This is a genomic window from Pseudomonas sp. P65(2024) (assembly GCF_057480955.1).
Genome location: NZ_JBLIYX010000003.1, coordinates 216212 through 235986, shown reverse-complemented (window position 1 = coordinate 235986; position 19775 = coordinate 216212). Strand labels below are relative to the sequence as shown.

General features: G+C 64.7%; 23 protein-coding genes. 14 read left to right on the top strand and 9 right to left on the bottom strand.

Going from position 1 to position 19775, the window contains the following annotated elements; translation table 11 throughout:
• Positions 1 to 52: 52 nt before the first annotated feature.
• Positions 53 to 1954: a potassium transporter Kup gene (locus tag AC25MA_RS06445; RefSeq protein ID WP_028689306.1), complete on the bottom strand. Its 1902-nt coding sequence runs from the start codon at positions 1952 to 1954 to the stop codon at positions 53 to 55.
• A 290-nt stretch (positions 1955 to 2244) separates the two neighbouring features.
• Here AC25MA_RS06445 and AC25MA_RS06440 point away from each other — a divergent pair, with 290 nt between their 5' ends.
• From AC25MA_RS06440 to AC25MA_RS06425, 4 genes are all read left to right on the top strand, one after another.
• On the top strand, positions 2245 to 2778 hold the full coding sequence (locus tag AC25MA_RS06440; protein ID WP_486971888.1) for a DUF3455 domain-containing protein: 534 nt from the start codon (positions 2245 to 2247) through the stop codon (positions 2776 to 2778).
• A gap of 100 nt (positions 2779 to 2878) precedes the next feature.
• Entirely contained in the window at positions 2879 to 3409 is a 531-nt protein-coding gene (locus tag AC25MA_RS06435; RefSeq protein WP_028689304.1) for a sigma-70 family RNA polymerase sigma factor, read from the top strand.
• Positions 3406 to 4101, top strand: coding sequence for an anti-sigma factor (locus AC25MA_RS06430; RefSeq protein ID WP_197866049.1), 696 nt, complete (start codon positions 3406 to 3408; stop codon positions 4099 to 4101). Before AC25MA_RS06435 ends, AC25MA_RS06430 begins: the two co-directional genes overlap by 4 nt.
• Before the next feature lie 141 nt (positions 4102 to 4242).
• Positions 4243 to 5172 (top strand): malate dehydrogenase, encoded by a 930-nt coding sequence (locus AC25MA_RS06425; RefSeq protein ID WP_028689302.1) that lies wholly within the window; start codon positions 4243 to 4245, stop codon positions 5170 to 5172.
• A gap of 7 nt (positions 5173 to 5179) precedes the next feature.
• On the opposite strand, the gene AC25MA_RS06420 is transcribed toward AC25MA_RS06425, so the two are convergent.
• Positions 5180 to 6067: a MerR family transcriptional regulator gene (locus AC25MA_RS06420; protein ID WP_232853343.1), complete on the bottom strand. Its 888-nt coding sequence runs from the start codon at positions 6065 to 6067 to the stop codon at positions 5180 to 5182.
• Positions 6068 to 6220: 153 nt separating this feature from the next.
• Between AC25MA_RS06420 and AC25MA_RS06415 the strand changes: the two genes are divergently transcribed.
• The 10 genes from AC25MA_RS06415 to AC25MA_RS06370 all read left to right on the top strand — a co-directional run bounded on the left by AC25MA_RS06415 (position 6221) and on the right by AC25MA_RS06370 (position 13095).
• Positions 6221 to 6667 carry a PAS sensor domain-containing protein gene (locus AC25MA_RS06415; protein ID WP_028689300.1) on the top strand — a complete coding sequence of 149 codons (447 nt, stop codon included), beginning with the start codon at positions 6221 to 6223 and terminating at the stop codon, positions 6665 to 6667.
• Between the two features lie 105 nt (positions 6668 to 6772).
• A complete protein-coding gene (locus AC25MA_RS06410) occupies positions 6773 to 7195 on the top strand; it encodes a nuclear transport factor 2 family protein (protein WP_088852132.1) in 423 nt (140 codons plus the stop codon).
• On the top strand, positions 7192 to 7944 hold the full coding sequence (locus tag AC25MA_RS06405; protein WP_486971887.1) for an SDR family NAD(P)-dependent oxidoreductase: 753 nt from the start codon (positions 7192 to 7194) through the stop codon (positions 7942 to 7944). The genes AC25MA_RS06410 and AC25MA_RS06405 overlap by 4 nt, the downstream gene beginning before the upstream one ends.
• Before the next feature lie 6 nt (positions 7945 to 7950).
• Positions 7951 to 9198: an NAD(P)/FAD-dependent oxidoreductase gene (locus tag AC25MA_RS06400; protein ID WP_486971886.1), complete on the top strand. Its 1248-nt coding sequence runs from the start codon at positions 7951 to 7953 to the stop codon at positions 9196 to 9198.
• Positions 9195 to 9998, top strand: a complete 804-nt coding sequence (locus tag AC25MA_RS06395; protein WP_069017784.1) for a DUF1365 domain-containing protein — start codon at positions 9195 to 9197, stop codon at positions 9996 to 9998. The genes AC25MA_RS06400 and AC25MA_RS06395 overlap by 4 nt, the downstream gene beginning before the upstream one ends.
• Complete coding sequence (locus AC25MA_RS06390; RefSeq protein ID WP_062364427.1) at positions 9979 to 11238, top strand: SAM-dependent methyltransferase; 1260 nt, start codon at positions 9979 to 9981, stop codon at positions 11236 to 11238. Before AC25MA_RS06395 ends, AC25MA_RS06390 begins: the two co-directional genes overlap by 20 nt.
• 3 nt (positions 11239 to 11241) lie before the next feature.
• Positions 11242 to 11730 carry a DUF2878 domain-containing protein gene (locus tag AC25MA_RS06385; RefSeq protein ID WP_197866317.1) on the top strand — a complete coding sequence of 163 codons (489 nt, stop codon included), beginning with the start codon at positions 11242 to 11244 and terminating at the stop codon, positions 11728 to 11730.
• 121 nt (positions 11731 to 11851) lie between these two features.
• Positions 11852 to 12277 carry a GNAT family N-acetyltransferase gene (locus tag AC25MA_RS06380; RefSeq protein WP_088852137.1) on the top strand — a complete coding sequence of 142 codons (426 nt, stop codon included), beginning with the start codon at positions 11852 to 11854 and terminating at the stop codon, positions 12275 to 12277.
• A 71-nt stretch (positions 12278 to 12348) separates the two neighbouring features.
• Positions 12349 to 12582, top strand: a complete 234-nt coding sequence (locus tag AC25MA_RS06375; RefSeq protein WP_088852138.1) for a hypothetical protein — start codon at positions 12349 to 12351, stop codon at positions 12580 to 12582.
• A gap of 105 nt (positions 12583 to 12687) precedes the next feature.
• Positions 12688 to 13095, top strand: a complete 408-nt coding sequence (locus tag AC25MA_RS06370) for an ACT domain-containing protein (RefSeq protein WP_247284396.1) — start codon at positions 12688 to 12690, stop codon at positions 13093 to 13095.
• Positions 13096 to 13147: 52 nt separating this feature from the next.
• Here the strand turns inward: AC25MA_RS06370 and AC25MA_RS06365 are convergent, their stop codons facing one another.
• The 7 genes from AC25MA_RS06365 to AC25MA_RS06335 form a co-directional block, all read right to left on the bottom strand.
• On the bottom strand, positions 13148 to 13720 hold the full coding sequence (locus AC25MA_RS06365; protein WP_069017786.1) for a hypothetical protein: 573 nt from the start codon (positions 13718 to 13720) through the stop codon (positions 13148 to 13150).
• Complete coding sequence (locus tag AC25MA_RS06360; RefSeq protein WP_069017787.1) at positions 13717 to 14241, bottom strand: hypothetical protein; 525 nt, start codon at positions 14239 to 14241, stop codon at positions 13717 to 13719. Before AC25MA_RS06360 ends, AC25MA_RS06365 begins: the two co-directional genes overlap by 4 nt.
• Positions 14238 to 14918 carry a hypothetical protein gene (locus AC25MA_RS06355; protein WP_069017788.1) on the bottom strand — a complete coding sequence of 227 codons (681 nt, stop codon included), beginning with the start codon at positions 14916 to 14918 and terminating at the stop codon, positions 14238 to 14240. Before AC25MA_RS06355 ends, AC25MA_RS06360 begins: the two co-directional genes overlap by 4 nt.
• 158 nt (positions 14919 to 15076) lie before the next feature.
• Positions 15077 to 15958: an AlkA N-terminal domain-containing protein gene (locus AC25MA_RS06350; protein WP_081791530.1), complete on the bottom strand. Its 882-nt coding sequence runs from the start codon at positions 15956 to 15958 to the stop codon at positions 15077 to 15079.
• 178 nt (positions 15959 to 16136) lie between these two features.
• Complete coding sequence (locus AC25MA_RS06345; RefSeq protein WP_486971885.1) at positions 16137 to 17186, bottom strand: chitinase; 1050 nt, start codon at positions 17184 to 17186, stop codon at positions 16137 to 16139.
• A 37-nt stretch (positions 17187 to 17223) separates the two neighbouring features.
• Positions 17224 to 17859 (bottom strand): lytic polysaccharide monooxygenase auxiliary activity family 9 protein, encoded by a 636-nt coding sequence (locus tag AC25MA_RS06340; RefSeq protein ID WP_028689290.1) that lies wholly within the window; start codon positions 17857 to 17859, stop codon positions 17224 to 17226.
• 224 nt (positions 17860 to 18083) lie between these two features.
• Positions 18084 to 19775 carry a phospholipase D-like domain-containing protein gene (locus tag AC25MA_RS06335; RefSeq protein ID WP_213882794.1) on the bottom strand — a complete coding sequence of 564 codons (1692 nt, stop codon included), beginning with the start codon at positions 19773 to 19775 and terminating at the stop codon, positions 18084 to 18086.

Below are 19775 nucleotides of genomic sequence, written 5' to 3'. Positions count from 1 at the left end.
AAGCGCTCGCCCCTCGCAGTCATCGCGGACCACCGCCCCCTTGAGCCCCCCTTCACATCTCGACCTGGGTCCCCAGCTCGATCACCCTGTTCAGCGGCAGCTTGAAATACCGCAAGTTGCTGTTGGCGTTCTTCAACAAGAAGGCGAACAAGTGCTCGCGCCACTTGGCCATGCCGATTCGCTTGGTCGGCACCACGGTTTCCCGGCTCAGGAAGTAGGTGGTGCGCATGGGGCTGAAGTCCAGCTCGGCCGTGCTGCTATGGCTGAGCGCCAGGGGCACGTCAGGCTCCTCCATGAAGCCGAAGTGCAGGTTGACCCTGAAGAAGCCCTGGCCGAACGCCTCGACCTCGAAGCGCTTGTCCTGCGTCACCCGCGGCGAATCCTCCGACACCACCGTCAGCAGCACCACCTGCTCGTGCAGCACCTGGTTGTGCAGCAGGTTGTGCAACAGCGCGTGAGGCACCGCATCGGAGCGGGCGGTGAGAAACACCGCCGTGCCCTGCACGCGATGAGGCGGCTGCGCCTGCACGCTGGCGATGAACAAGGGCAGCGGCAAGGCGGTTTCATCCAGGCGTTCGACGATGATGCTGCGCCCGCGCTTCCAGGTGGTCATCAGCACGAACAGCGCCAGGCCGGCGATCACCGGGAAGGCGCCGCCCTGCAGGATCTTCGGCGCGTTGGCGGCGAAGTACAGGCCGTCCACCAGCAGGAAACCCAACAGCAAGGGAATGGCCAGCCAGCGCGGGGCCTTCCATAGCAACAGCACCACCGCCGAGGCCAGCAGCGTGGTGATCAACATGGTGCCGGTCACCGCGACGCCGTAGGCTGCCGCCAGGGCGCTGGACGACTCGAAGCCGACCACCAACAACACCACGCCGACCATCAGCGCCCAGTTGACCATGCCAATATAGATCTGGCCCTGCTCTTCGCTGGAGGTGTGCTGGATGAACATGCGCGGCACATAGCCCAGCTGGATAGCCTGGCGGGTCAGCGAGAAAGCGCCGGAGATCACCGCCTGTGAGGCAATGATGGTGGCCAGGGTGGCCAGCGCGACCATCGGCAGCAGCGCCCACTCCGGGGCCAGCAGGTAGAACGGGTTGCGCACCGCCGCCGGGTTGTCGAGGATCAGCGCGCCCTGGCCGAAATAGTTCAGCACCAGACCCGGCAACACCAGGATGAACCAGGCGCGGGAAATCGGCTTGCGGCCGAAGTGTCCCATGTCGGCGTAGAGCGCCTCGGCACCGGTCAAGGCCAGCACCACGGCGCCCAGGATCGCCACGCCGATGCCCGGATGAGCCACGAAGAAGTGCGCCGCCCAGGACGGGTTCAGCGCCTGCAGCACCTCGGGCCGCTGCACGATGCCATGGATGCCGAGCGCCCCCAGCACCACGAACCACAGCACCATCACCGGCCCGAACAGGATGCCGATGCGCGCCGTGCCGTGCTTCTGGATGATGAACAGCCCGACCAGGACCACCACCGCCAGGGGCACTACCCAGTGCTCGATGCCATCGATGCCCAGTTGCAGGCCTTCCACCGCCGACAGCACGGAGATCGCCGGGGTGATCATGCTGTCGCCGTAGAACAGCGCTGCGCCGAACAGCCCCAGCAGCACCAGCACCTTGCTCAGCCGCGGATAAGGACGTGCCGCCCGCCTGGCCAGCGCGGTCAGCGCCATGATCCCGCCCTCGCCCTGGTTGCTGGCGCGCAGGATGAACAGGACGTACTTCACCGACACCACCCAGATCAGCGACCAGAACACCAGCGACAGGATGCCCAGCACTCCCTCGAGGTTGGCCTGCACGCCGAAATGGCCGGAGAACACCTCCTTGAGTGTGTACAGGGGACTGGTGCCGATGTCGCCATAGACGACCCCGACGGCGGCGACCAGCAGGCCGACGCCTGTGCTCTTGTTGGCGTGGGACGGGTTTTCAACGATTGCGGATTGGCTCACAGGTAACGTCTCGTCAGTATTGCGTAAACACTGAATTCGGGCAGGCAGGCGGGGGACAGAAAAAGCCGCGCCAGTATCTTCTCAACCTGCAAAGGCCGGCATAAAGAAAGCGTAAAAAAACGCCATTGCCCGATGAACGCTCGACATCGGAGGAAGAGCGCTGGCCACCTTGCGCGCTGTCGGCCAAGGCTCTTTTTTTCGTCTGGGTGCATCCAAATCGCGTGCTGGTGGGTACTCACCTCAGGGCAACACCTGCATGCCCTGCCATGTCCCTACCAGGAGATCGCTCGATGAACATCGCACACGTTTCGTTCCTGCCCGCCTGCGGCCTCGCCCTGGCCATGCTGCTGTCGACCGCCCACGCCCAGACTGGGGTCCCCGATGCCGTCAAGGTGCCGGACGGCCACAAGGTAGCGCTGGAAACCGTCGGTGTCGGCGAGATCACCTACGAATGCCGCGACAAGCCCGATGCCCCTGGCCAAACCGAATGGACCTTCGTCGGCCCGAAGGCCGTGCTCAAGGACCGGACCGGCAAGGCCGTGGGCGACTACTTCGGCCCGCCCGCCACCTGGCAGGCCAAGGACGGCTCGAAGATCACCGGCACGCAGCTGGCCATCGCCCCGGCGGCCAAGGGTGACCTGCCGTACCAGCTGGTCAAGGCCAATCCCGCCGAGGGCAAGGGCGCCATGAGCGGCGTCAGCTTCGTCCAGCGCCTGGCCACCCGTGGCGGTGTCGCCCCGCAGACCGCCTGCACGGCGCAGAACAAGGGCGAGAAGCAGATCGTCAAGTACCAGGCCGACTACATCTTCTGGGCCACCAACTGAGGGCCTGTGCGCAAGGCGCGCCAGCAACCTTGAGCTACGCTCATCGACAGTCCCCGGCCGACCGGCCGGGGCTCCCGATAGCATGAGGATCGGCCCGACCTTGAACCTGCCCACGACGCCATTCGACTACGAGCGCTGTCTCCAGGCCTGTGCCAGGGGCGATCGCGGCGCCCTGCAGGCGCTTTACGACCAGGAGGGTGCCCGGCTGCTCGGCGTGGCCCGGCGCATCGCCCGCGACCACGCCACCGCCGAGGACATCGTCCATGACGCCTTCATCCGCATCTGGACCCGCGCGGACAGCTTCGATCCGGCACGTGGCTCGGCGCGTGGCTGGGTGTACAGCCTGACCCGGCACCTGGCCTTGAACTTCGTGCGCGATACCCGCCGTGAGGTCGTGCTCGACGATGCCGATATCGCGCCTTATCACGAAGACATGATCATGCAAGCCGATTCGCCGAGGATTGACCGCTGCCTCGACCAGCTCGACACCGCGCCGCGCCGCTGCATCCTGCATGCCTACGTCGACGGCTGCAGCCATGCCGAGATCGCCCGCTTGCTCGACACCCCGCTGGGCACGGTCAAGTCGTGGATAAAACGCAGCCTCAAGGCGCTGCGGGAGTGCATGGGATGAACAACGAGCCGGGTAGCAAAAGCACCGATGATCTCGAGCAACTGGCCGGCGAGTATGTGCTGGGCACGTTGTCGGCCGAGCAGCAGGATAGCGTGCTCAGGCGCCTGGATAGCGACCGTGCACTGCGTGACGCCGTGGACGCCTGGGAGCAGCGGCTGCTGGGGTTGAACGCGCTGGCCGCGCCCCTGCCGCCCAGTCCCAGACTGTGGCAACGGATCAACCGTAGCCTGGGCGACTGCCCTGCCCAGCCCACATGGTGGCGACGCCTGGGGCTGTGGCAAGGGCTGGCCGCTGCCAGCCTTGCAGCCAGCTTGTTGCTGGGTGTTGCACTGCTGACGGTTCAGTCGCCTGCCACCACCTATATGGTCGTGCTGGTGGCACCCGCCACCCAGGCACCTGGCTGGGTAGTCCAGGCCCGTGGCACTGACAAGGTCCAGTTGATTCCCTTGGGCAAGTCCGAGGTCCCCGGAGATAAGGTCCTGCAGTTCTGGACCAAGGGTGAACAATGGCCAGCACCCATCTCGCTCGGGCTGATCAAGCCCGGGGAGCAGGTCACCGTGCCGCTGGAGCGCCTGCCTGCGGTTGAGCCCAACCAGTTGTTCGAGCTGACCCTGGAGAATGTGGGTGGCTCTGCCAGCGGACTTCCGACCGGGCCTGTGCAGTTCATCGGACGGGCGGTCAAAGTGCTCTGAGGGGCAGGCCTTTCAAGGTGATGGGAATTGGCGTCCAGCTGGCTGGCAGTGACTAATGTGTAGCCCTTTACCAAGGGCGGTCAATACTTCCCTGTACAGGCGAGCGTGTCACTGATGACGCAAGCCGCGAGGAGGTGCGAGATGAACAAACTATCAATCGTGGGTGCCGGTATCGTCGGTGAGGCAGCGGCCCAGGTCATCGCCCGGGAAGCCCTCTGCCGTGAACTGGCGCTGATCGACGTCCAGGGCGAGCTGGCGCAGGGCAAGGCGCTGGATGTCTGGCAGGCGGCGGTGGAGTCAGGCTCTGATACCAAGGTGCACGGCGGGTCGGATGCCCGGTTGCTGCAGGGTTGCGACCTGGTGGTGATCACCGCCGGCGTACCGCGCAAGCCTGGCCAGTCGCGCCAGGATGTCCTGGCCACCAACCTGCCGATACTCGATGGCATCATGCGCGATGTGAAACAGCATGCGCCGAGCGCGACGGTGCTGGTGGTGTCGAACCCGGTCGACGTGCTTACCTATCGGGCCTGGAGCCTCAGTGGCCTGAGCCGCAACAAGGTGTTCGGCCAGGCTGGGGTGCTGGATACCGCGCGCATGAAGTGTTTCATTGCCGAGCAGACCGGGTTTTCGGCACGGGATATCACGGCGCTGGTCCTGGGCGGGCACGGCGACAGCATGGTACCGTTGATGCGCTATTGCACGGTCGGTGCGGTGCCGCTGGCGCACTTGCTGTCCAGTGAGCAGATCGAGCAGATCGTTGAGCGTACCCGCAAAGGTGGCGGCGAGATCCTTGCCCTGAAGAAGGTCGGCAGCGCCTGCGATGCGCCGGGCGTGGCGATTGCGCAAATGGTGGATGCGATTGCCAACGGGCGCAGCCGCATCCTGCCGGCGGTCGCGATTCTCGAGGGCGAGTACGGGCGCACGGATATTGCCATGGGGGTTCCCTGCGTGCTCTCGGACGCAGGTATCACGCAGGTGATCGAACTGCCGCTGGATGCGCAGGAGCAGGCGATGTTCGACCGTTCTGCGGATCAAGTGGCGCGGGATATTGCGCAGATGAAAGCGCTGTAGGGAGCCGTTACAGGTCCAGGGCGCCCCTGAGCAGAGCATCGAGCACGCCGGGCGCCTGCGGATCGCGCTCATCCAGCAGACACATCGGAATCCCCTGCAACACCTCCTGCGAAGCGCCCAACCCCTCCCCCACCAAGGCCAGCGGGCAAGGGATCTCCATCTGCAACGAACGCAGCCGTTTCGCCAAGGCCGCGCTTACCGGCCCCTGCACCGCGACCACCAGCACCGCGGGCTGGATTGCTCCGCACACCAGCGCCAGCTCCTCAAGCGGCTGGCCACACCCCAGCACTTCAATGCGTTGCCGTCGATCGCTCAGCAGCAGGCCGGCACACAGCAACTGCAGGTCGGCCAGGCCCTCGGCGCCGGCCAGCAGCACCCGTGGCGCATCGGCCTGGTTCATGTGCAGGCGCAGTAGCAGCCGGGCGCGCAGGAAGGTGTCCAGGAACAGCCACTGGCTGCGCTCGCCGAAAGCCTCGCCCTCGGCCAGTTCACGCCACACCGGCATGAACACCTCATGCATCACCGTGGCCTTGGGTAGCAGCGTGAACAGCTGTCCATGAATACCTTCCAGCGCCTGCGCGTCGAACGCCTTGGTGGCCCGGACAACGGCCAGGCGCCAATCGTGAAAGGCATCGTCCTGCGCGGGGGGCGCTTCGGGCTGGCCGGCGAGCAGCCCGCCGACCTTGCTGATGGGCACGCCGTTGCCGGTCCAGCGCAGGATGTCGCGAATGCGCTGGACATCCCGGGCCGTGTAGAGCCGGTGGCCGCCTTCGGTGCGCTGTGGGCTGATCAGGCCATGGCGGCGCTCCCAGGCCCGCAATGTCACGGGGTTGATGCCGGTCAGGCTGACCACGTCGCGCATGGGCAGCAAGTCGAAGGAAGGGGTGTCGGTCATGGCCAGGGTTCAAATGGATGTGAGCACATTCTAAACCCATGGGCACCTGTTGCGGCGAGCCTGCTTGGGTCATCATGGTCGGCAAACGCGCCCGAGGCTCTCGCACGGTAGCTACGCTGCGCATTTGCATCCACGTTCCGACAGGTGAGCTCCATGATCAACGCGAAACTCCTGCAACTGATGGTCGAACAGTCCAACGATGGCATCGTCGTCGCCGAGCAGGAGGGCAACGACAGCATTCTTATCTATGTCAACCCGGCGTTTGAACGGCTCACCGGCTATACCACGGACGATATCCTCTACCAGGACTGCCGGTTTCTCCAGGGCGCCGACCATGACCAGCCGAGCGTCGCCGCCATCGCGCAGGCGATCCGCGCCGGTCGCCCATGCCGCCAGGTGCTGCGCAACTACCGCAAGGATGGCAGCCCGTTCTGGAACGAGCTGTCGATCACCCCGGTACGCAATGAAGCCGACCAGTTGACCTACTACATCGGTATCCAGCGCGATGTCACCGCCCAGGTGGCCGCCGAGGAGAAAGTGCGTGAACTGGAAGCGGAGGTTGCGCGCCTGCGCCAGGCGCTGGAGGCGACGGGACGCTGATTGAAAAAGCTGTACAAGATAGTTGTATTTGTACAATTTTAGTCCTAGGCTTCAGTCATACCTGTACAACTTGTCATCGTTGTACAGGATTGCCCGGAGCCGCGTATGTCAGACTACCTGCTGCAGTTCGCCCATCACTTTGCCCGCTTGCAGGCAGGCAATCTTGATTCGCTGGAAAACCTGTACAGCGAAGACATCCGCTTTCGCGACCCGCTGCACCAGATCGATGGCCTGCCGGCACTGCAGGCGTACTTCGCCCAGCTCTACGCCAACGTCCACGATATCCGCTATGCCTTCACCGGCGCCGACGAGGTCCGGCCCGGACAGGGCTACCTGCGCTGGACCCTGCACTTTAGACATCCGCGCCTCGCCAGTGGCCGTCCCATCAGTCTGCAAGGCTGCAGCCACCTGCAATGGCAGCAGCGGGTACAGGTTCACCAGGATTACTTCGACGCTGGCGCGCTGCTGTATGAACATGTCCCGGTCATGGGCGGCGCCATTCGCTGGCTCAAGGGCCGGCTGGCATGAGCCGCTACTGGCTGACCGGCGCCAGCAGTGGCATCGGCGCCGCACTGGCTGTGCAATTGCTGGAACAGGGGCACCGGGTGGCCTTGGGAGGCCGCTGCGCCGAACGCCTGGCGCCCCTGGTCGCACGCTTTCCCGAGCAGGCACTGGTGGCTCTTGGCGACATCGAAGACGGTGAACGGCTGGCATTGATCGCCGACGAACTGCAGCAGACCTGGGGCGCGCTGGACGGGGTCATCCTCAACGCCGGGACCTGCGAATATCTGGAGCCAGGTCGATTCGACCCTGACCTGGTCGAACGTGTGATGCGCATCAACCTGCTGGGCCTGTGCCATTGCCTGGCCGCCGCCCTGCCCTTGCTGCGCCGTGGCGAACGCCCGCATGTGGTGGTGATGGGCAGCTCGGTGGCCTGGCTAGCCCTGCCCCGAGCCGGTGCCTATGGCGCGTCCAAGGCCGCCGTGCGTTACCTGGTCGAATCGCTGCGTATCGACCTGGCCAACGAAGGCATCGATGTCACCCTGATCAGCCCCGGCTTCGTCGACACGCCTCTGACCCGGCGTAACGACTTCCCCATGCCCCAGCGCTGGACGGCGCAACGCGCCGCCCGCCATATCGCCCGGCATCTGCCCGGGCGGCCACTGGAAATCAACTTCCCCGCTGCGTTCACCCTGGCCCTGCGCCTGCTCGGCGCGCTGCCGCCGCGTTGGCGCCTGGCGCTGGGTCGACGCCTGGCAAGACGGCCACAGGAATAGCCCAACATGCGTATCGCGATCATAGGCAGCGGCATCGCCGGCCTGACCTGCGCCCACCTGCTGTCGCGCCGCCACGAAGTCACGGTGTTCGAGGCCGACGACTGGATCGGTGGCCACACCCATACCGTCGAAGTGCCCTGGCACGGCGAGCGCCATGCGGTGGATACCGGTTTCATCGTGTTCAACGACTGGACCTACCCGAACTTCATCCGCCTGCTCGACCAGCTCGGCGTTGCCTCGCGACCGACCCAGATGAGCTTCTCGGTGCATGACCCGAGCAGTGGCCTCGAATACAACGGCCACGACCTCGACACCCTGTTCGCGCAACGGCGCAACCTGGTGTCGCCGGGGTTCTGGGGCATGCTGCGCGACATCCTGCGTTTCAACCGCCAGGCCCTGGCCGACCTGGACCGCGGGCGAATAGACCCTTCCACCACCTTGGGCGGCTATCTCCAGGCACAGGGCTATGGCCGGCGCTTCGTCGAGCACTACATCGTGCCGATGGGCTCGGCGATCTGGTCGATGTCACGGGCGGACATGCTCGGTTTTCCCTTGCAGTTCTTCGTGCGCTTTTGCCGCAACCATGGACTGCTGTCGGTGAACCGACGTCCGCATTGGCGGGTCGTCGAAGGTGGTTCGCACAGCTATGTCGCACCGCTGTGCCGGCCGTTCGCCGAGCGCATCCGCCTGGCGTGCAAGGTCGACCGGGTGAGCCGCGACGAAGGCGGTGTCACCCTGTTCAGCAAGGCCGGTAGCGAGCGCTTCGACAACGTGGTGTTCGCCTGCCACAGCGACCAGGCCCTGGCCTTGCTGGAGGCGCCCAGCGCCCAGGAGCGCGCGGTGCTCGGGGCCATCACCTACGCCAGCAACGACGTGCTGCTGCACACCGACACCCGCCTGCTGCCGCGCCGGCGCAAGGCCTGGGCCAGCTGGAACTACCGCCTGGGCGGCCCCGAACAGGCTCCGGCAGCGCTGACCTACAACATGAACATACTGCAGGGCATCCAGGCCCCGGTGACCTTCTGTGTCAGCCTCAACCAGACCGCGCAGGTAGACCCGGCGCAGATCATCGCCCGTTACCAGTACGCCCACCCCCAGTACAGCATCGCCGCCACCGCCGCACAGGCCCGCCAGGCCGAACTGCAGGGCCAGCGCCACAGCTACTACTGCGGCGCTTACTGGGGCAACGGCTTTCACGAGGACGGCGTGGTGAGTGCGCTCAAGGTCGCCGAACACTTCGGAGAGCAACTGTGAACAGCAGCCTGTGCCCGGGCTGGGTCAGCCATCGGCGCCTGGGGCCCCGCCCGCATGCCTTCCGCTACCGGATCGGTATGTTCTACCTGGACCTTGACGAGCAGGCCTGGCTGCTGGGCCTGTCGCGCTGGATAGGCCACGGGCGATTGGCCCCGTTGAGCTGGCGCGAGACCGACTACCTGCCGGCGCTGACCGGCACCGGCGAGCCGCTGGCCCAAGCCGCCCGCCGGCTGGTCGGCCAAGCCACCGGCCAGACTCCCGAGGGCCCGGTGCGTCTGCTGACCCAACTGCGCAGTTGGGGACTGTCGTTCAACCCGGTGAGCCTGTACTTCTGCCATGACCGTAACGAACAACTGGCGGCGATCCTGCTGGAAGTGCGCAATACGCCATGGCGCGAGCGCTTCCACTATGTACTGCCGGTACGGGACGGTCTAGACCAGCCATTCGTCATGGCCAAGGCCTTCCACGTCTCGCCCTTCCTGCCAATGGCCATGGACTACCACCTGCGTTTCCATCTGGATGCGCAACGGATTCACGTACACATGGAGAACTGGCGAGACGGTCAGAAAGTCTTCGAAGCCGACCTCGCCGTGCGGCGCCAGCCGCTGGGCCGCGCCGCGCTGCACCGATACCTGCTGTCCTTCCCCTGGATGAGCCTGCGCACCGTCTCGGCCATCTATTGGCAAGCCCTGCGCCTGTTGCTCAAGCGCATCCCCATTCACGACCACACCGCCAGCCAGGGCGCCCTGGCGCTTGGCCACCGCTGCGAGGAGCCCGATCATGTCGAACCCCACCCTTAGCGTCAGCAAATCCGCAGGCCTCACCCCCCTGTTGGGTGGGCTGGCCCGCAGCGCGGTGCTGGCGCAACTGGGCAAGCTGCGCCACGGCCACCTGCGACTGCGCGAGCGGGGACAGCAATGGAGCTTCGGCGACGCCGGCAGCCCGTTGCTGGCCGAAGTGGAGATCCTTGAAGGCGCGGCCTGGAACCTGGTGGCCGGCAACGGTTCGATCGGTGCCGGCGAAGCCTACATCCACGGCTACTGGCACAGCCCGGACCTGGCGGCCGTGACCCGCCTGTTCGTGGCCAACCTGGAGGTGCTGGACGCCCTGGAAGGTGGCCTGGCACGCCTGGGACGCCCCCTGCTGCGCCTGCTGCATCGCCTGAACCGCAACACCCGGCGCGGCGCCAAACGCAATATCCTGGCCCACTACGACCTGGGCAACGTCCTGTTCGAACACCTGCTCGACCCGACCATGATGTACTCGGCGGCCCGCTTCGAACACCCCGAGCAACCCCTGGAGCACGCCCAGTTGAACAAGCTGGAGCAGATCTGCCGCAAGCTCGAACTGGGTGCGCAGGATCACCTGCTGGAGATCGGCAGCGGCTGGGGCAGCCTGGCGATCCACGCCGCGACCCGACACGGTTGCCGGGTCACCACCACGACGCTCTCCGAAGCCCAGTATGCGTTCACCCTCCAGCGCGTCCAGGCATTGGGGCTGGAACACCGTGTAACGGTGTTGCGCCAGGACTATCGCGACCTGCAGGGAACTTTCGACAAACTGGTCTCGATCGAGATGATCGAAGCCGTTGGCCACCGTTACCTGCCCGTGTACTTTCGCCAGTGCGCCGCGCTGCTCAAACCTGACGGGCTGATGCTCCTGCAGGCCATCACCATCCGCGACCAGCGCTATGCCCAGGCCCGGCGCTCGGTGGACTTCATCCAGCGCTACATCTTCCCCGGCGGCGCCCTGCCGTCGCTGAGCGTGCTGCTCGACACCGCCAGCCGCCAGACAGGGCTGAACCTCGTGCACCTGGAGGACTTCGGCCTGGACTATGCACGCACCCTGCGTCATTGGCGCGACAACCTGCGCCAGGCACGTGGTGAGCTGGCGGCGCTCGGCTACGACGACATGTTCCAGCGACTGTGGGAGTACTACTTGTGCTACTGCCAGGGCGGATTCGAGGAACGCGCCATCGGCGTCGCCCAGTTGCTGTGGGCCGGCCCCCTGGCTCGGCGCGCCCCGTTGCCTGGGCACTGACCCATGCGCCGTGGCTGGCTGATCGCCAATGCCCTGTGGCTGCAGGCCGGCTGGTGGCTGTGCGTGCTCGGGGCGCGATGGCCCTGGTTGTTGCTGGTGGTGCCGCCGGTCATGGTGGCGCATGTATTCCTGTGCCGGGATCGCGCTGGCGAATTCCGGGCGCTACTGCGCGTAACGCTGGCCGGTTGCCTGCTGGATAGCCTGCTCGGCGCGCTTGGCGTGTTCGCTTTCGACAGCCGTCCTCTACCCATGTGGCTGGCGATGCTGTGGCTGGTGCTGGCCAGCGGCCTGCGCCACAGCCTGGCCTGGGCCGGCTGGCCGTTCTGGCGCGGGGCGCTGTTCGGCGCGTTGGGCGGACCACTGGCCTACCTGGCCGGCGCCCGGCTGGCGCAGGTCGACCTGCCGTTGGGCACCGTCACCACCGCCCTGCTGCTGGCGCCGATCTGGGCGCTGCTGTTGCCCTCGCTGGTACGCCTGGCAACGTGGCGCTGAGCGGCCACAGGACCATGAACCATTTACCCGTCCATTGCGGTAGAGTGTCAGCCGGTACTCCATCCGCAACAGGATGGATACCAAGGTTTATTCCCCAACGTCGTGACCTAAAGGACTAGCAATGGCGATTCGAATAGACATGATGGTCGGGCCGGGAGAAGAAGAACGCGCAGCCATCCTCAAGCCCTTGCGGGCTCACAACACTTCCCGTGCAGGCGATCCTAAGCCGGAGAGCATCGCTCTGCTGGTGCGTGACGAGGTTACCGACGAGATCATCGGCGGGCTTCATGGGGAGATTTTTTATCGCTGGTTCTTTATCGAATTGCTCGCCATACCTGAACAGACCAGAGGTCAAGGCACTGGCTCACGCCTGATCCGCATGGCGGAGGATGTCGCGCGTGAGAGGGGCTGTGTCGGCCTCTGGCTCGACACGTTCGATTTCCAGGCCCCTGAGTTCTACAAGCGACATGGGTTCACCGAGTTCGGGCATCTCGACGATTTCCCTCCAGGCCACAAGCGTTTTTTCCTTCGCAAACACATCGATTGAAGAAGTCTGCGCCCTATGTTTCCCCCCATTCTATTGACGACGGCATGGGCCATTGATAGTCAGGCAAGACAATGTCCTTCAATTCCCACAGAAGAAAACTGCTGGATGAAAACCAGCCCTTCTCGCATCGTGCCTCGCACGCGCGTTCATGCGCCCTGCTGGTGGCGCAGAAGTTCGACATGAAGCGCGATGATCTTATCCAGCAGCTGGAGCGCGAAACCGGCATCGACCTGCACAAGCCGCAGTCATCCGCTGAACTGCGGGCCGCCCTGGAGGCACTGGAAAAATTACGCCTGGGTCGATAAGCACCCGGCTCATCGATTGTCCTAATGCCCTGCGTGCAATGCTAATTTCAATCGTCCCTGGTTAACCCTCTAGACTGCCGGCTCACCACCCCAGGAGCCCACACGATGCATGGCGAAACCTCGATTGAAAAACTCCTCCAGTCCATGAAACCCGTACTCAATGACGGTGAGTATGTCTTTGCCACGGTCACCGACGCCTCACAACTACAAGACCTGAACATTGTCAGCAGCTTCAGGGAGCGCGAAGGCTGGACGGTCATCCTGGAGCGAAAGGTCGCGGACGCGATGCAACTGCCCTACACCTACGTGTGCGCCTGGATCACCCTGACCGTCCACTCCTCCCTCGAAGCCGTGGGCCTGACCGCCGCGTTCGCCACCGCGCTGGGCAAGGCCGGCATCAGTTGCAACGTGGTGGCGGCCTATTACCATGACCACATCTTTGTCGGTGTGGATGAGGCCCAGAGCGCCATGGCCGTATTGAGGGCACTTTCAAGCAGCGCCAACCAAGCCTGAGCGATTGGCGCTGCCAGAACCAACGCGGTGCCCCGTTCCAACCAGGGCAGATTCACTCTGCGCCGGACAGCCCCAACCCAGCGCTCACCGCCTCCTGCCCCTCGTCACCGACATGGGGAATCAGCGCGCTGGCCTCCAGGTCCGACATCAGCTCGGTGAGCATCTGCCGCTGGTTCTCGGTGATCGGCGGCGGCACGTACCAGGCGGCCACGCTCAGGCCCTCGCGCTTGTAGCTGAAGGTGCGCAGCAGTTGACCATCCTTGTAGACTTGGCCGGTGAGGTTGTGCACATAGCTGTAGGGCATCGGGAAGGTCAGCAACGTCAACGCGTTGAGCGCCACCAGCACCCCTGCCCCTTTGCCCGGTGGCTGAGTGATGACCAGGCCATAGCCTTTGCGGGGCACCCCATGGTCGACGAAGGAAAACGCACCGGACGACCTGACCGCCGCGGTCAGCTCGTTGCGCTCCTGGATGTCGAAGCGCGTGTAACCGTCCGGCATCACCACCAGGCTCATCGGCACATAGGGTTTTTCAGCGTGGTAGCCCAGCGGCTTCATCGATGGGTTGCAGCCGCCCAGCGCCAGCAGTCCCGCAGCGGCCAGCCCCAACGTGCACAGGCGATTCATCGCTGCGCCTGCGGCGCATTGCCCGCCAGGCTCGCGGCCTGCATGTCACGGGCGAAGGCGCGGGCGACGCGGCGGATGTTTTCCTGGCGCTCGGGAATACCGAGATCGAGCAGCCAAGCGTACTTGGCCATGTAGTTTTCATAGTGGTAGCGATTTAGCACCTTGCCATCACGCATCACGGTGAAGTCGGCCTTGGTGTCCATGTCGCTCTGCAACGGCAGCAGGAACAAGGTGGCGGCACTGAGGAACAGCAACGGCATGGGCGCGACCTTGCGCTGGGCATCCAGCTTGACCATCACCTGAGTCTGCCCTTCTGCGGCGCTGCCGCTTTCGACGCTGCTGAATACTCCGCTTTCTCGCAGGTAGTTGCGTAATTCGTAACTGTGCTCGAGCGAATCGACCATCACCGTGATCGGCGGCAGGTAATCCTGGCCGTCCCTGATCTGCGGGTCGGGGAGGGTCTGGGTGCCGGCGCAGCCGCCCAGCAGCAGACCTGCGGTGAGAAGCAGGGACTTTTTCATTGCTTGGACTCCTGGTTGCCTGGCTTATCATCCGCCGAGCCGGCCACGGGCAGCGTCGTCACGAAAGGAAACGCCGGCGCCAGGTTCAGATTCAACGCCTGCAAGGTCGGCAAACCAGGATTCTGACGCCGCGCAATCACTTCATCCCTTGGCTGCTGGTCGCCATGGAAGAACATGCAGGCCGAAGTTCCAAGGCAGCGCGAGCGGAACTCGCCGATGTAATACGCCTTGCCCGCCTCCAGGTGCATGGGCACCAGGAATTGCTCCCGCGCCTGGAGGGTGCTGTAGGCGCCGTTGAAGCCCGTCCAGAAGAACTGGAAATCGTAGAATTCGTAGTCGCCGGGCTTGAGCGGCATGACGAAGACGCTGGCCTCGCCAGGGAGCGCGTTCTTGTCGTTGCCGCGTACCTCTTCGATGTCCTTCGGGGTATGTTCCACCTCGGCATGGCCCCACCAGGCCGCCGCGCCGTATTGCGAGCCGCGCTTGCGCAACAGGATCCGCTGGTTGGTGTAGGCACTGTCGCGACCTAGCGGACCGATACTGCCGACCAGGTACGCGACCGGATCGCCTGCGGCCGGTAGCAGGGGCGCAGTGACGAGGACCGGAGACTTGGCGGCGCAGCCCGTCAACAGGGCAAGGGGTAACAGACGTGCGAATGCACGGAGAAATCCAGGCATGAAAAGTCCTTGAAGGGGATCGCGTTCCATCGGTTGCCGACGGTAGGTCGAGGGGTGACTGCTGCCGGCTGTGGGGGCGCGATGATATAGCGCAGCGGGTCATCAGGCGAGTGGCAGTTATAGCTATTTGCCACACCGCGATCCAAGGGTGCTGCCTGTCAGTTTGCACGCGCCTCGCCCGCCAGCCCTTGCCAGGCGCGCAGCACCGCATAACCCCGCCAGGGGCGCCAGCCCTGCGCGGCCTGCGTAGCGGCGCTGGCACTGTTCACACCCAGAGCTTTCTGCAGTGCCACGTCTCCCGCCGGAAACGCATCGGGCCAGCGCAACGCGCGCAAGGCGATGTACTGGGCCGTCCAGTCGCCGATGCCGGGCAAGGCACGCAACTGGGCGCAGGTGGCCGCGACATCGACGCCGGGGCTCAGCACCAGGCGCCCCTCCCCCACGGCCTCGGCCAGGGCCTTGAGCGCCGCCTGGCGCTGGCGCGTGATGCCCAGTCGGCCAAGGGCGTCACCACTGGCCGCCGCCAGGGTGGCCGGTGTGGGGAACAGTCGGTCCAGCGCTGCGACTGGAGTCTGGATGGGCTCGCCAAAGGCGGTGACCAGGCGCGCGCCCAGCGTGCGTGCGGCGACCACGGTGATTTGCTGGCCGAGCACGGCGCGCACCGCCAGTTCGAAGCCATCCAGCGTGCCGGGCACACGCATGCCTTCGCGGGTCGGAAAACTGGCCTGCAACACGCGGTGGATCGCCACCGGGTCGGCATCCAGATCGAACGCGGTTCGCACGCGGTTGATCAGCATGGGCAGCACGCTGGCAAGGCTGTCACTGATCGTCACCTGCGCCTGGGCGCGCTCGTCATCAAGGCTCACGCTCAGCCAGCCGCTGCACGCCTGCGAGTCCTGCACAAGGCGCAGGGTGCGCGCGTACTGCCGGCCCTCGACCCACTCCAGGCCCGGGATGGCGCGCAGGCGCAGGAAGCCCAGCATCGCTTCGACGTCATAGGGTGGGCACCAGCCCAGGCAGAGGTTGGTCATGAGCGACATTCTAGTGTCCTGGACGCGTTCGAGGCGCGCTATTTCCGGCCATAGGGCTCACAGGGTTGCCCCTATCCTGCAGACAACAAAAAATCCGATGCCTTGCGGCATCGGATTCTTATCGATCGTTCACCTCGGCAGGCCTCGACTGCCGGGCATCAGGCACGTCTGCCCGATGCGAGTTCGATCAGGCGCCGGTCGGTGCCTTGCGGGTGCGAGCAGGTGCCTTGGTGCCGTTGATCAGCGGCCCGTAGCGTCGGCTGAATTCCTGGTTGTAGGGCACGTGGTCCTTGTTGACCCCGTTGTCCCAGTTGACCGACCAGGTCATCAGGCCCTTGATCGACACGCCCTTGGCGTACAGGCGCTTGAACGCGTTGGTCAGCGCCGTCGGGTTGACCACGTAGCCAGTGGCGGCAGCATCGACGTTGGCCGGCAGGCCGATGACGAACTTGTCGGCCGGGATCCGGGTGAAGCCGCGGGTGCCGCTGACCAGGCTTTCGGTCAGGTAGAAGAGGAAGTCCTCTTTGAGCGCATCGTTGTTCTGGGCGATCCAGGCGCCCTTGCCGTTGTTGGCCTCCTGTACCCACAGCCCGTCGCCACCCTGGTTGTAGAACTGCGGGGCGATGAAGTCGTAGTACCCCTCCAGTGCCTTGAGGTAGTCGACGTAGCGCCCGGCGCTGGTCAGGTACGGAAACTCCGGTGCCATGCTGATGATGAAATGCTTGCCCTCGGCGGCATAGTGATCCTTCACCAGCTTCAGCGCGGCGGGCAGGACGGTCTTGTTGGCGGCGAAGTCGATCGCGCTCTGTTCAAGATCGATGTCCAGCCCGTCGAAACCGTAGGTTTCCACCAGGCGGATGATTTCATTGGCCAGCGGCTGTTCGTGGCCCGGGTTCAGCGCGATGTGCGCATCGGCACCGCCCAACGACATCAGCACCGCCCTGCCCTGGCTGTTGAGCACGCCGACCTGGCGGCGGAACTCGGCATCGGACAGGTTGTAAGGCTTGAAGGTCGGGATGCCGCTGCCCTTCATGAACGCCACGGCCACCACGTTGTAGTCGCGCGGCACCTCCTCCAGGCTCATGTTGGCGAACTGCCCGCGCTGGTAGCCGTCCGCCGGGCCTGCCGGCCAGTTGTGCCAGTAGCCCATGAGGATCTTCTTGCCCTCGAGGCTGGGCATGCGCGAGGCGGCATCGTCCCGCGCGCCCTTCAGTTGGGTAAAGTCAATCTTTGACATGTTCCAATCCTTTAGAACGTGTGGAAGATCCGCGGACTTACTTGAAGTCGACGTCGAAGGCCTGGTAGAAGGCGTTGCCGGTGTTGGCGACGATCCACATCAGGACGATCACATGACGGCCCTTCTTGTTGGCCGGCAGCTTCACTTCGTGGTCGACCTTGGCCTTCAGCTCCCCGGCATGGCTGTAGTACGGCACCTGCGGGTAGAAGTCCTCGGCGAACGGTTTGTCCTCCAGCTGCGCACGGGTGATGCGCTGTTTCGGATCCCAACCGTCCTTGGTAATCAGCCAGCGGTAGCCACGGGTGGTGTGCGGCGCGGTGTAGCGCCAGGTCACCTTGAACAGCTGCCCGGGGTCGACGTTCACCAGCGGCCAGGTGAAGGCGCGGTTGAGCTTCTTGCTCATCTCCTCGTCGGTGAAGTTGACGCAGTCACGGGCGTCGGTCTTGCCGCCGCTGAGGATATAGCCGTCGGCGGGCGGGGCGACGCTTGGGTTGTCCGATTGGAACGGTGCGGGGAACGGACCGGCCGCCAGGGCCGGGAAGTTCTTGCCGCCTTCCATTTCGTCGACCTGCCAGCCGCTCAACACACCGAGGTCGATGGCGACGGCGCCGCGGGAAGCCGGGGAAGTGACGCGGCCATGGCGGAGTGGGTTCTGGTTTTGTGGTTGGTTCATGTTCATAGCTCCATTTGATTTGAGAACTCTCCCTTTCCGAAGGAGAGGCCTTCAAACTAACGGAGCTGGATTTATTGTCCACGGCGCGATTTTGCGCACAGAAGCCGGCCGTTGGGAGAAGCCCCAATAAATACTGGACATTCATACAGTATCGCTATGTTTCTCCTACCCATCATGGAGCAAATCACCTACATGCCCAGGCGGCGCATGGCCTGAGGGGACTGTCAGCCGACCAGATAGCGGCGCCGCTTCGACCGGTAGTTAGACGGATCCAGGTGTGCAGGCAACCATTGCCCGACCTGGGGTTTGAGGTAGTTGCCGGTGCTCCCCGGCCGGGCCTGGTACTTCGCCGCCAGGTAGCGCGCGTAGTGGTGGTCGAACAGGCGCATGAACTCACCGAAGTAGATATCCGCCACCCGGGTATCGCCGTGGATCACCAGCATGTTCTCGTCGTTCTTTTCCTGGGAGGCGGCGCTGAAGTTCGCCGACCCGGTCACCACGGTGGGCTGCTCGCCCAGGGGGTCGACCAACAGGTACTTGGTATGGACGAAGTCGTTGCTGTTGAGCGGGTTGTCACGCTCCTTGAGCGCGTTGACCAGCGGGTTGTCCTCGCCCAGGTAGCTGCCGGCGGCGAAGATCACGTCACCGTCGGTGCCAATGTCTTCGGTCTTCCTGAGCGGATCGTCCTTGATCACGTAGCGCAGCACGTCGTTCTGGGCCTGGAGCACCTTCTGGAATTCCGGGGCGATTTCGAACGCGGCGGTGAAGCACACCAGTTGCCGGGCATTGCCGGCCAGGTCCGCGTACCACTGCAAGGTCTTTTGCGCCTGGGGCGTTTCCTTGCGCTCGCGGGGGCTGAACAGCGGGTAGGTGCCCGGCTGCAGTGGCAAGGTGGGCAATGGGCTGGCCTGGGCGTTGGGCCCGAGCAGCCTGGCCGGGGTCATGTTCTGTTGCAGCCGCGTCCAGTAGTCCAGGTATTGCCGGGCGATGATGGGGTCGTGGACGACATGGCCAACGTTCGAGTGGCCGAAGATCCCGCCAGCTGAAATATTGGTCGAACCGGTCCAGACGCTGACCGGCTGGCCGTCCTTGAGCAGCACGATGAACTTGTTGTGGCGGATGCCTTCGCTGACCGTGCGCGGATGAACCCAGGCCTGCAGGCCGGCCTGCTCGATGGTGGCCAGGTTGTTCGCCTTGTACTTGCTGTACGCATCGAAGACGACCTGCACGTCGCCTTCGCGGGCGGCCTCGCGCAGGGCCTGGGCAACTGGCAGGTACTGGAACTCGTAGAACGCCGCGCGCAAGCCCATGCCCTGAGCGCCGCCACGCCCGATGAAGTCGAGCAGGGCTTCGTACAAGCCCCGCGAAAGCCATTTCATCGGTTTTGATGCCGGCGCATCGGGGTCGGGAGCAACGTTGTCGAACTCCCTGGCATAAGCCTGGGAGCCGATCACGCCGCGGTTGAAGTGGATATCGTGCCCCAAGCCCTCGCCGGCCGGCGCCAGCGTGGGTTCACAGCGCACGCGCACCGCGACGCTCCGGGCTTCGTCGATGCGCAGGTTCTTGGGTTCGCCAAACACCGGCAGTACCCTGTACTCGTAATCCCCATCGGCGGCGACGGTGTAGTCGGCCCACAGGAAACTCTGGATCGGATGCTCGCTGGTGGGCACCAGCGTGCCCGGTGGCAGCCCCTTGTCCTTGTCGGCGAAACGCTTGAGGCCGCGCAGGTAGTACTGGGTCCGCACCTTGCCGGCCGCGTCGAAGTACCGACGGTGCACGGCAAAGCCCAGCAGGTTCTGTTCGCCGACCAGAGCCTCGAGGCTCGGCGGCGTCACGAAGTCCCAGGCCAGGAACACGACATGGGTGCCGGCGATAGCCCGTACCCGCAGATAGTCGCCAGTGGCGGATGCTCGCAT

Coding starts and splice junctions, on each gene's coding strand:
- AC25MA_RS06385 (WP_197866317.1), top strand. CDS start 11,242: ATGCGCCGTGGCTGGCTGATCGCCAATGCCCTGTGGCTGCAGGCCGGC.
- AC25MA_RS06390 (WP_062364427.1), top strand. CDS start 9,979: ATGTCGAACCCCACCCTTAGCGTCAGCAAATCCGCAGGCCTCACCCCC.
- AC25MA_RS06345 (WP_486971885.1), bottom strand. CDS start 17,186: ATGTCAAAGATTGACTTTACCCAACTGAAGGGCGCGCGGGACGATGCC.
- AC25MA_RS06400 (WP_486971886.1), top strand. CDS start 7,951: ATGCGTATCGCGATCATAGGCAGCGGCATCGCCGGCCTGACCTGCGCC.
- AC25MA_RS06425 (WP_028689302.1), top strand. CDS start 4,243: ATGAACAAACTATCAATCGTGGGTGCCGGTATCGTCGGTGAGGCAGCG.
- AC25MA_RS06440 (WP_486971888.1), top strand. CDS start 2,245: ATGAACATCGCACACGTTTCGTTCCTGCCCGCCTGCGGCCTCGCCCTG.
- AC25MA_RS06380 (WP_088852137.1), top strand. CDS start 11,852: ATGGCGATTCGAATAGACATGATGGTCGGGCCGGGAGAAGAAGAACGC.
- AC25MA_RS06370 (WP_247284396.1), top strand. CDS start 12,688: ATGCATGGCGAAACCTCGATTGAAAAACTCCTCCAGTCCATGAAACCC.
- AC25MA_RS06340 (WP_028689290.1), bottom strand. CDS start 17,859: ATGAACCAACCACAAAACCAGAACCCACTCCGCCATGGCCGCGTCACT.
- AC25MA_RS06350 (WP_081791530.1), bottom strand. CDS start 15,958: ATGTCGCTCATGACCAACCTCTGCCTGGGCTGGTGCCCACCCTATGAC.
- AC25MA_RS06355 (WP_069017788.1), bottom strand. CDS start 14,918: ATGCCTGGATTTCTCCGTGCATTCGCACGTCTGTTACCCCTTGCCCTG.
- AC25MA_RS06360 (WP_069017787.1), bottom strand. CDS start 14,241: ATGAAAAAGTCCCTGCTTCTCACCGCAGGTCTGCTGCTGGGCGGCTGC.
- AC25MA_RS06430 (WP_197866049.1), top strand. CDS start 3,406: ATGAACAACGAGCCGGGTAGCAAAAGCACCGATGATCTCGAGCAACTG.
- AC25MA_RS06405 (WP_486971887.1), top strand. CDS start 7,192: ATGAGCCGCTACTGGCTGACCGGCGCCAGCAGTGGCATCGGCGCCGCA.
- AC25MA_RS06420 (WP_232853343.1), bottom strand. CDS start 6,067: ATGACCGACACCCCTTCCTTCGACTTGCTGCCCATGCGCGACGTGGTC.
- AC25MA_RS06415 (WP_028689300.1), top strand. CDS start 6,221: ATGATCAACGCGAAACTCCTGCAACTGATGGTCGAACAGTCCAACGAT.
- AC25MA_RS06335 (WP_213882794.1), bottom strand. CDS start 19,775: ATGCGAGCATCCGCCACTGGCGACTATCTGCGGGTACGGGCTATCGCC.
- AC25MA_RS06375 (WP_088852138.1), top strand. CDS start 12,349: ATGTCCTTCAATTCCCACAGAAGAAAACTGCTGGATGAAAACCAGCCC.
- AC25MA_RS06410 (WP_088852132.1), top strand. CDS start 6,773: ATGTCAGACTACCTGCTGCAGTTCGCCCATCACTTTGCCCGCTTGCAG.
- AC25MA_RS06365 (WP_069017786.1), bottom strand. CDS start 13,720: ATGAATCGCCTGTGCACGTTGGGGCTGGCCGCTGCGGGACTGCTGGCG.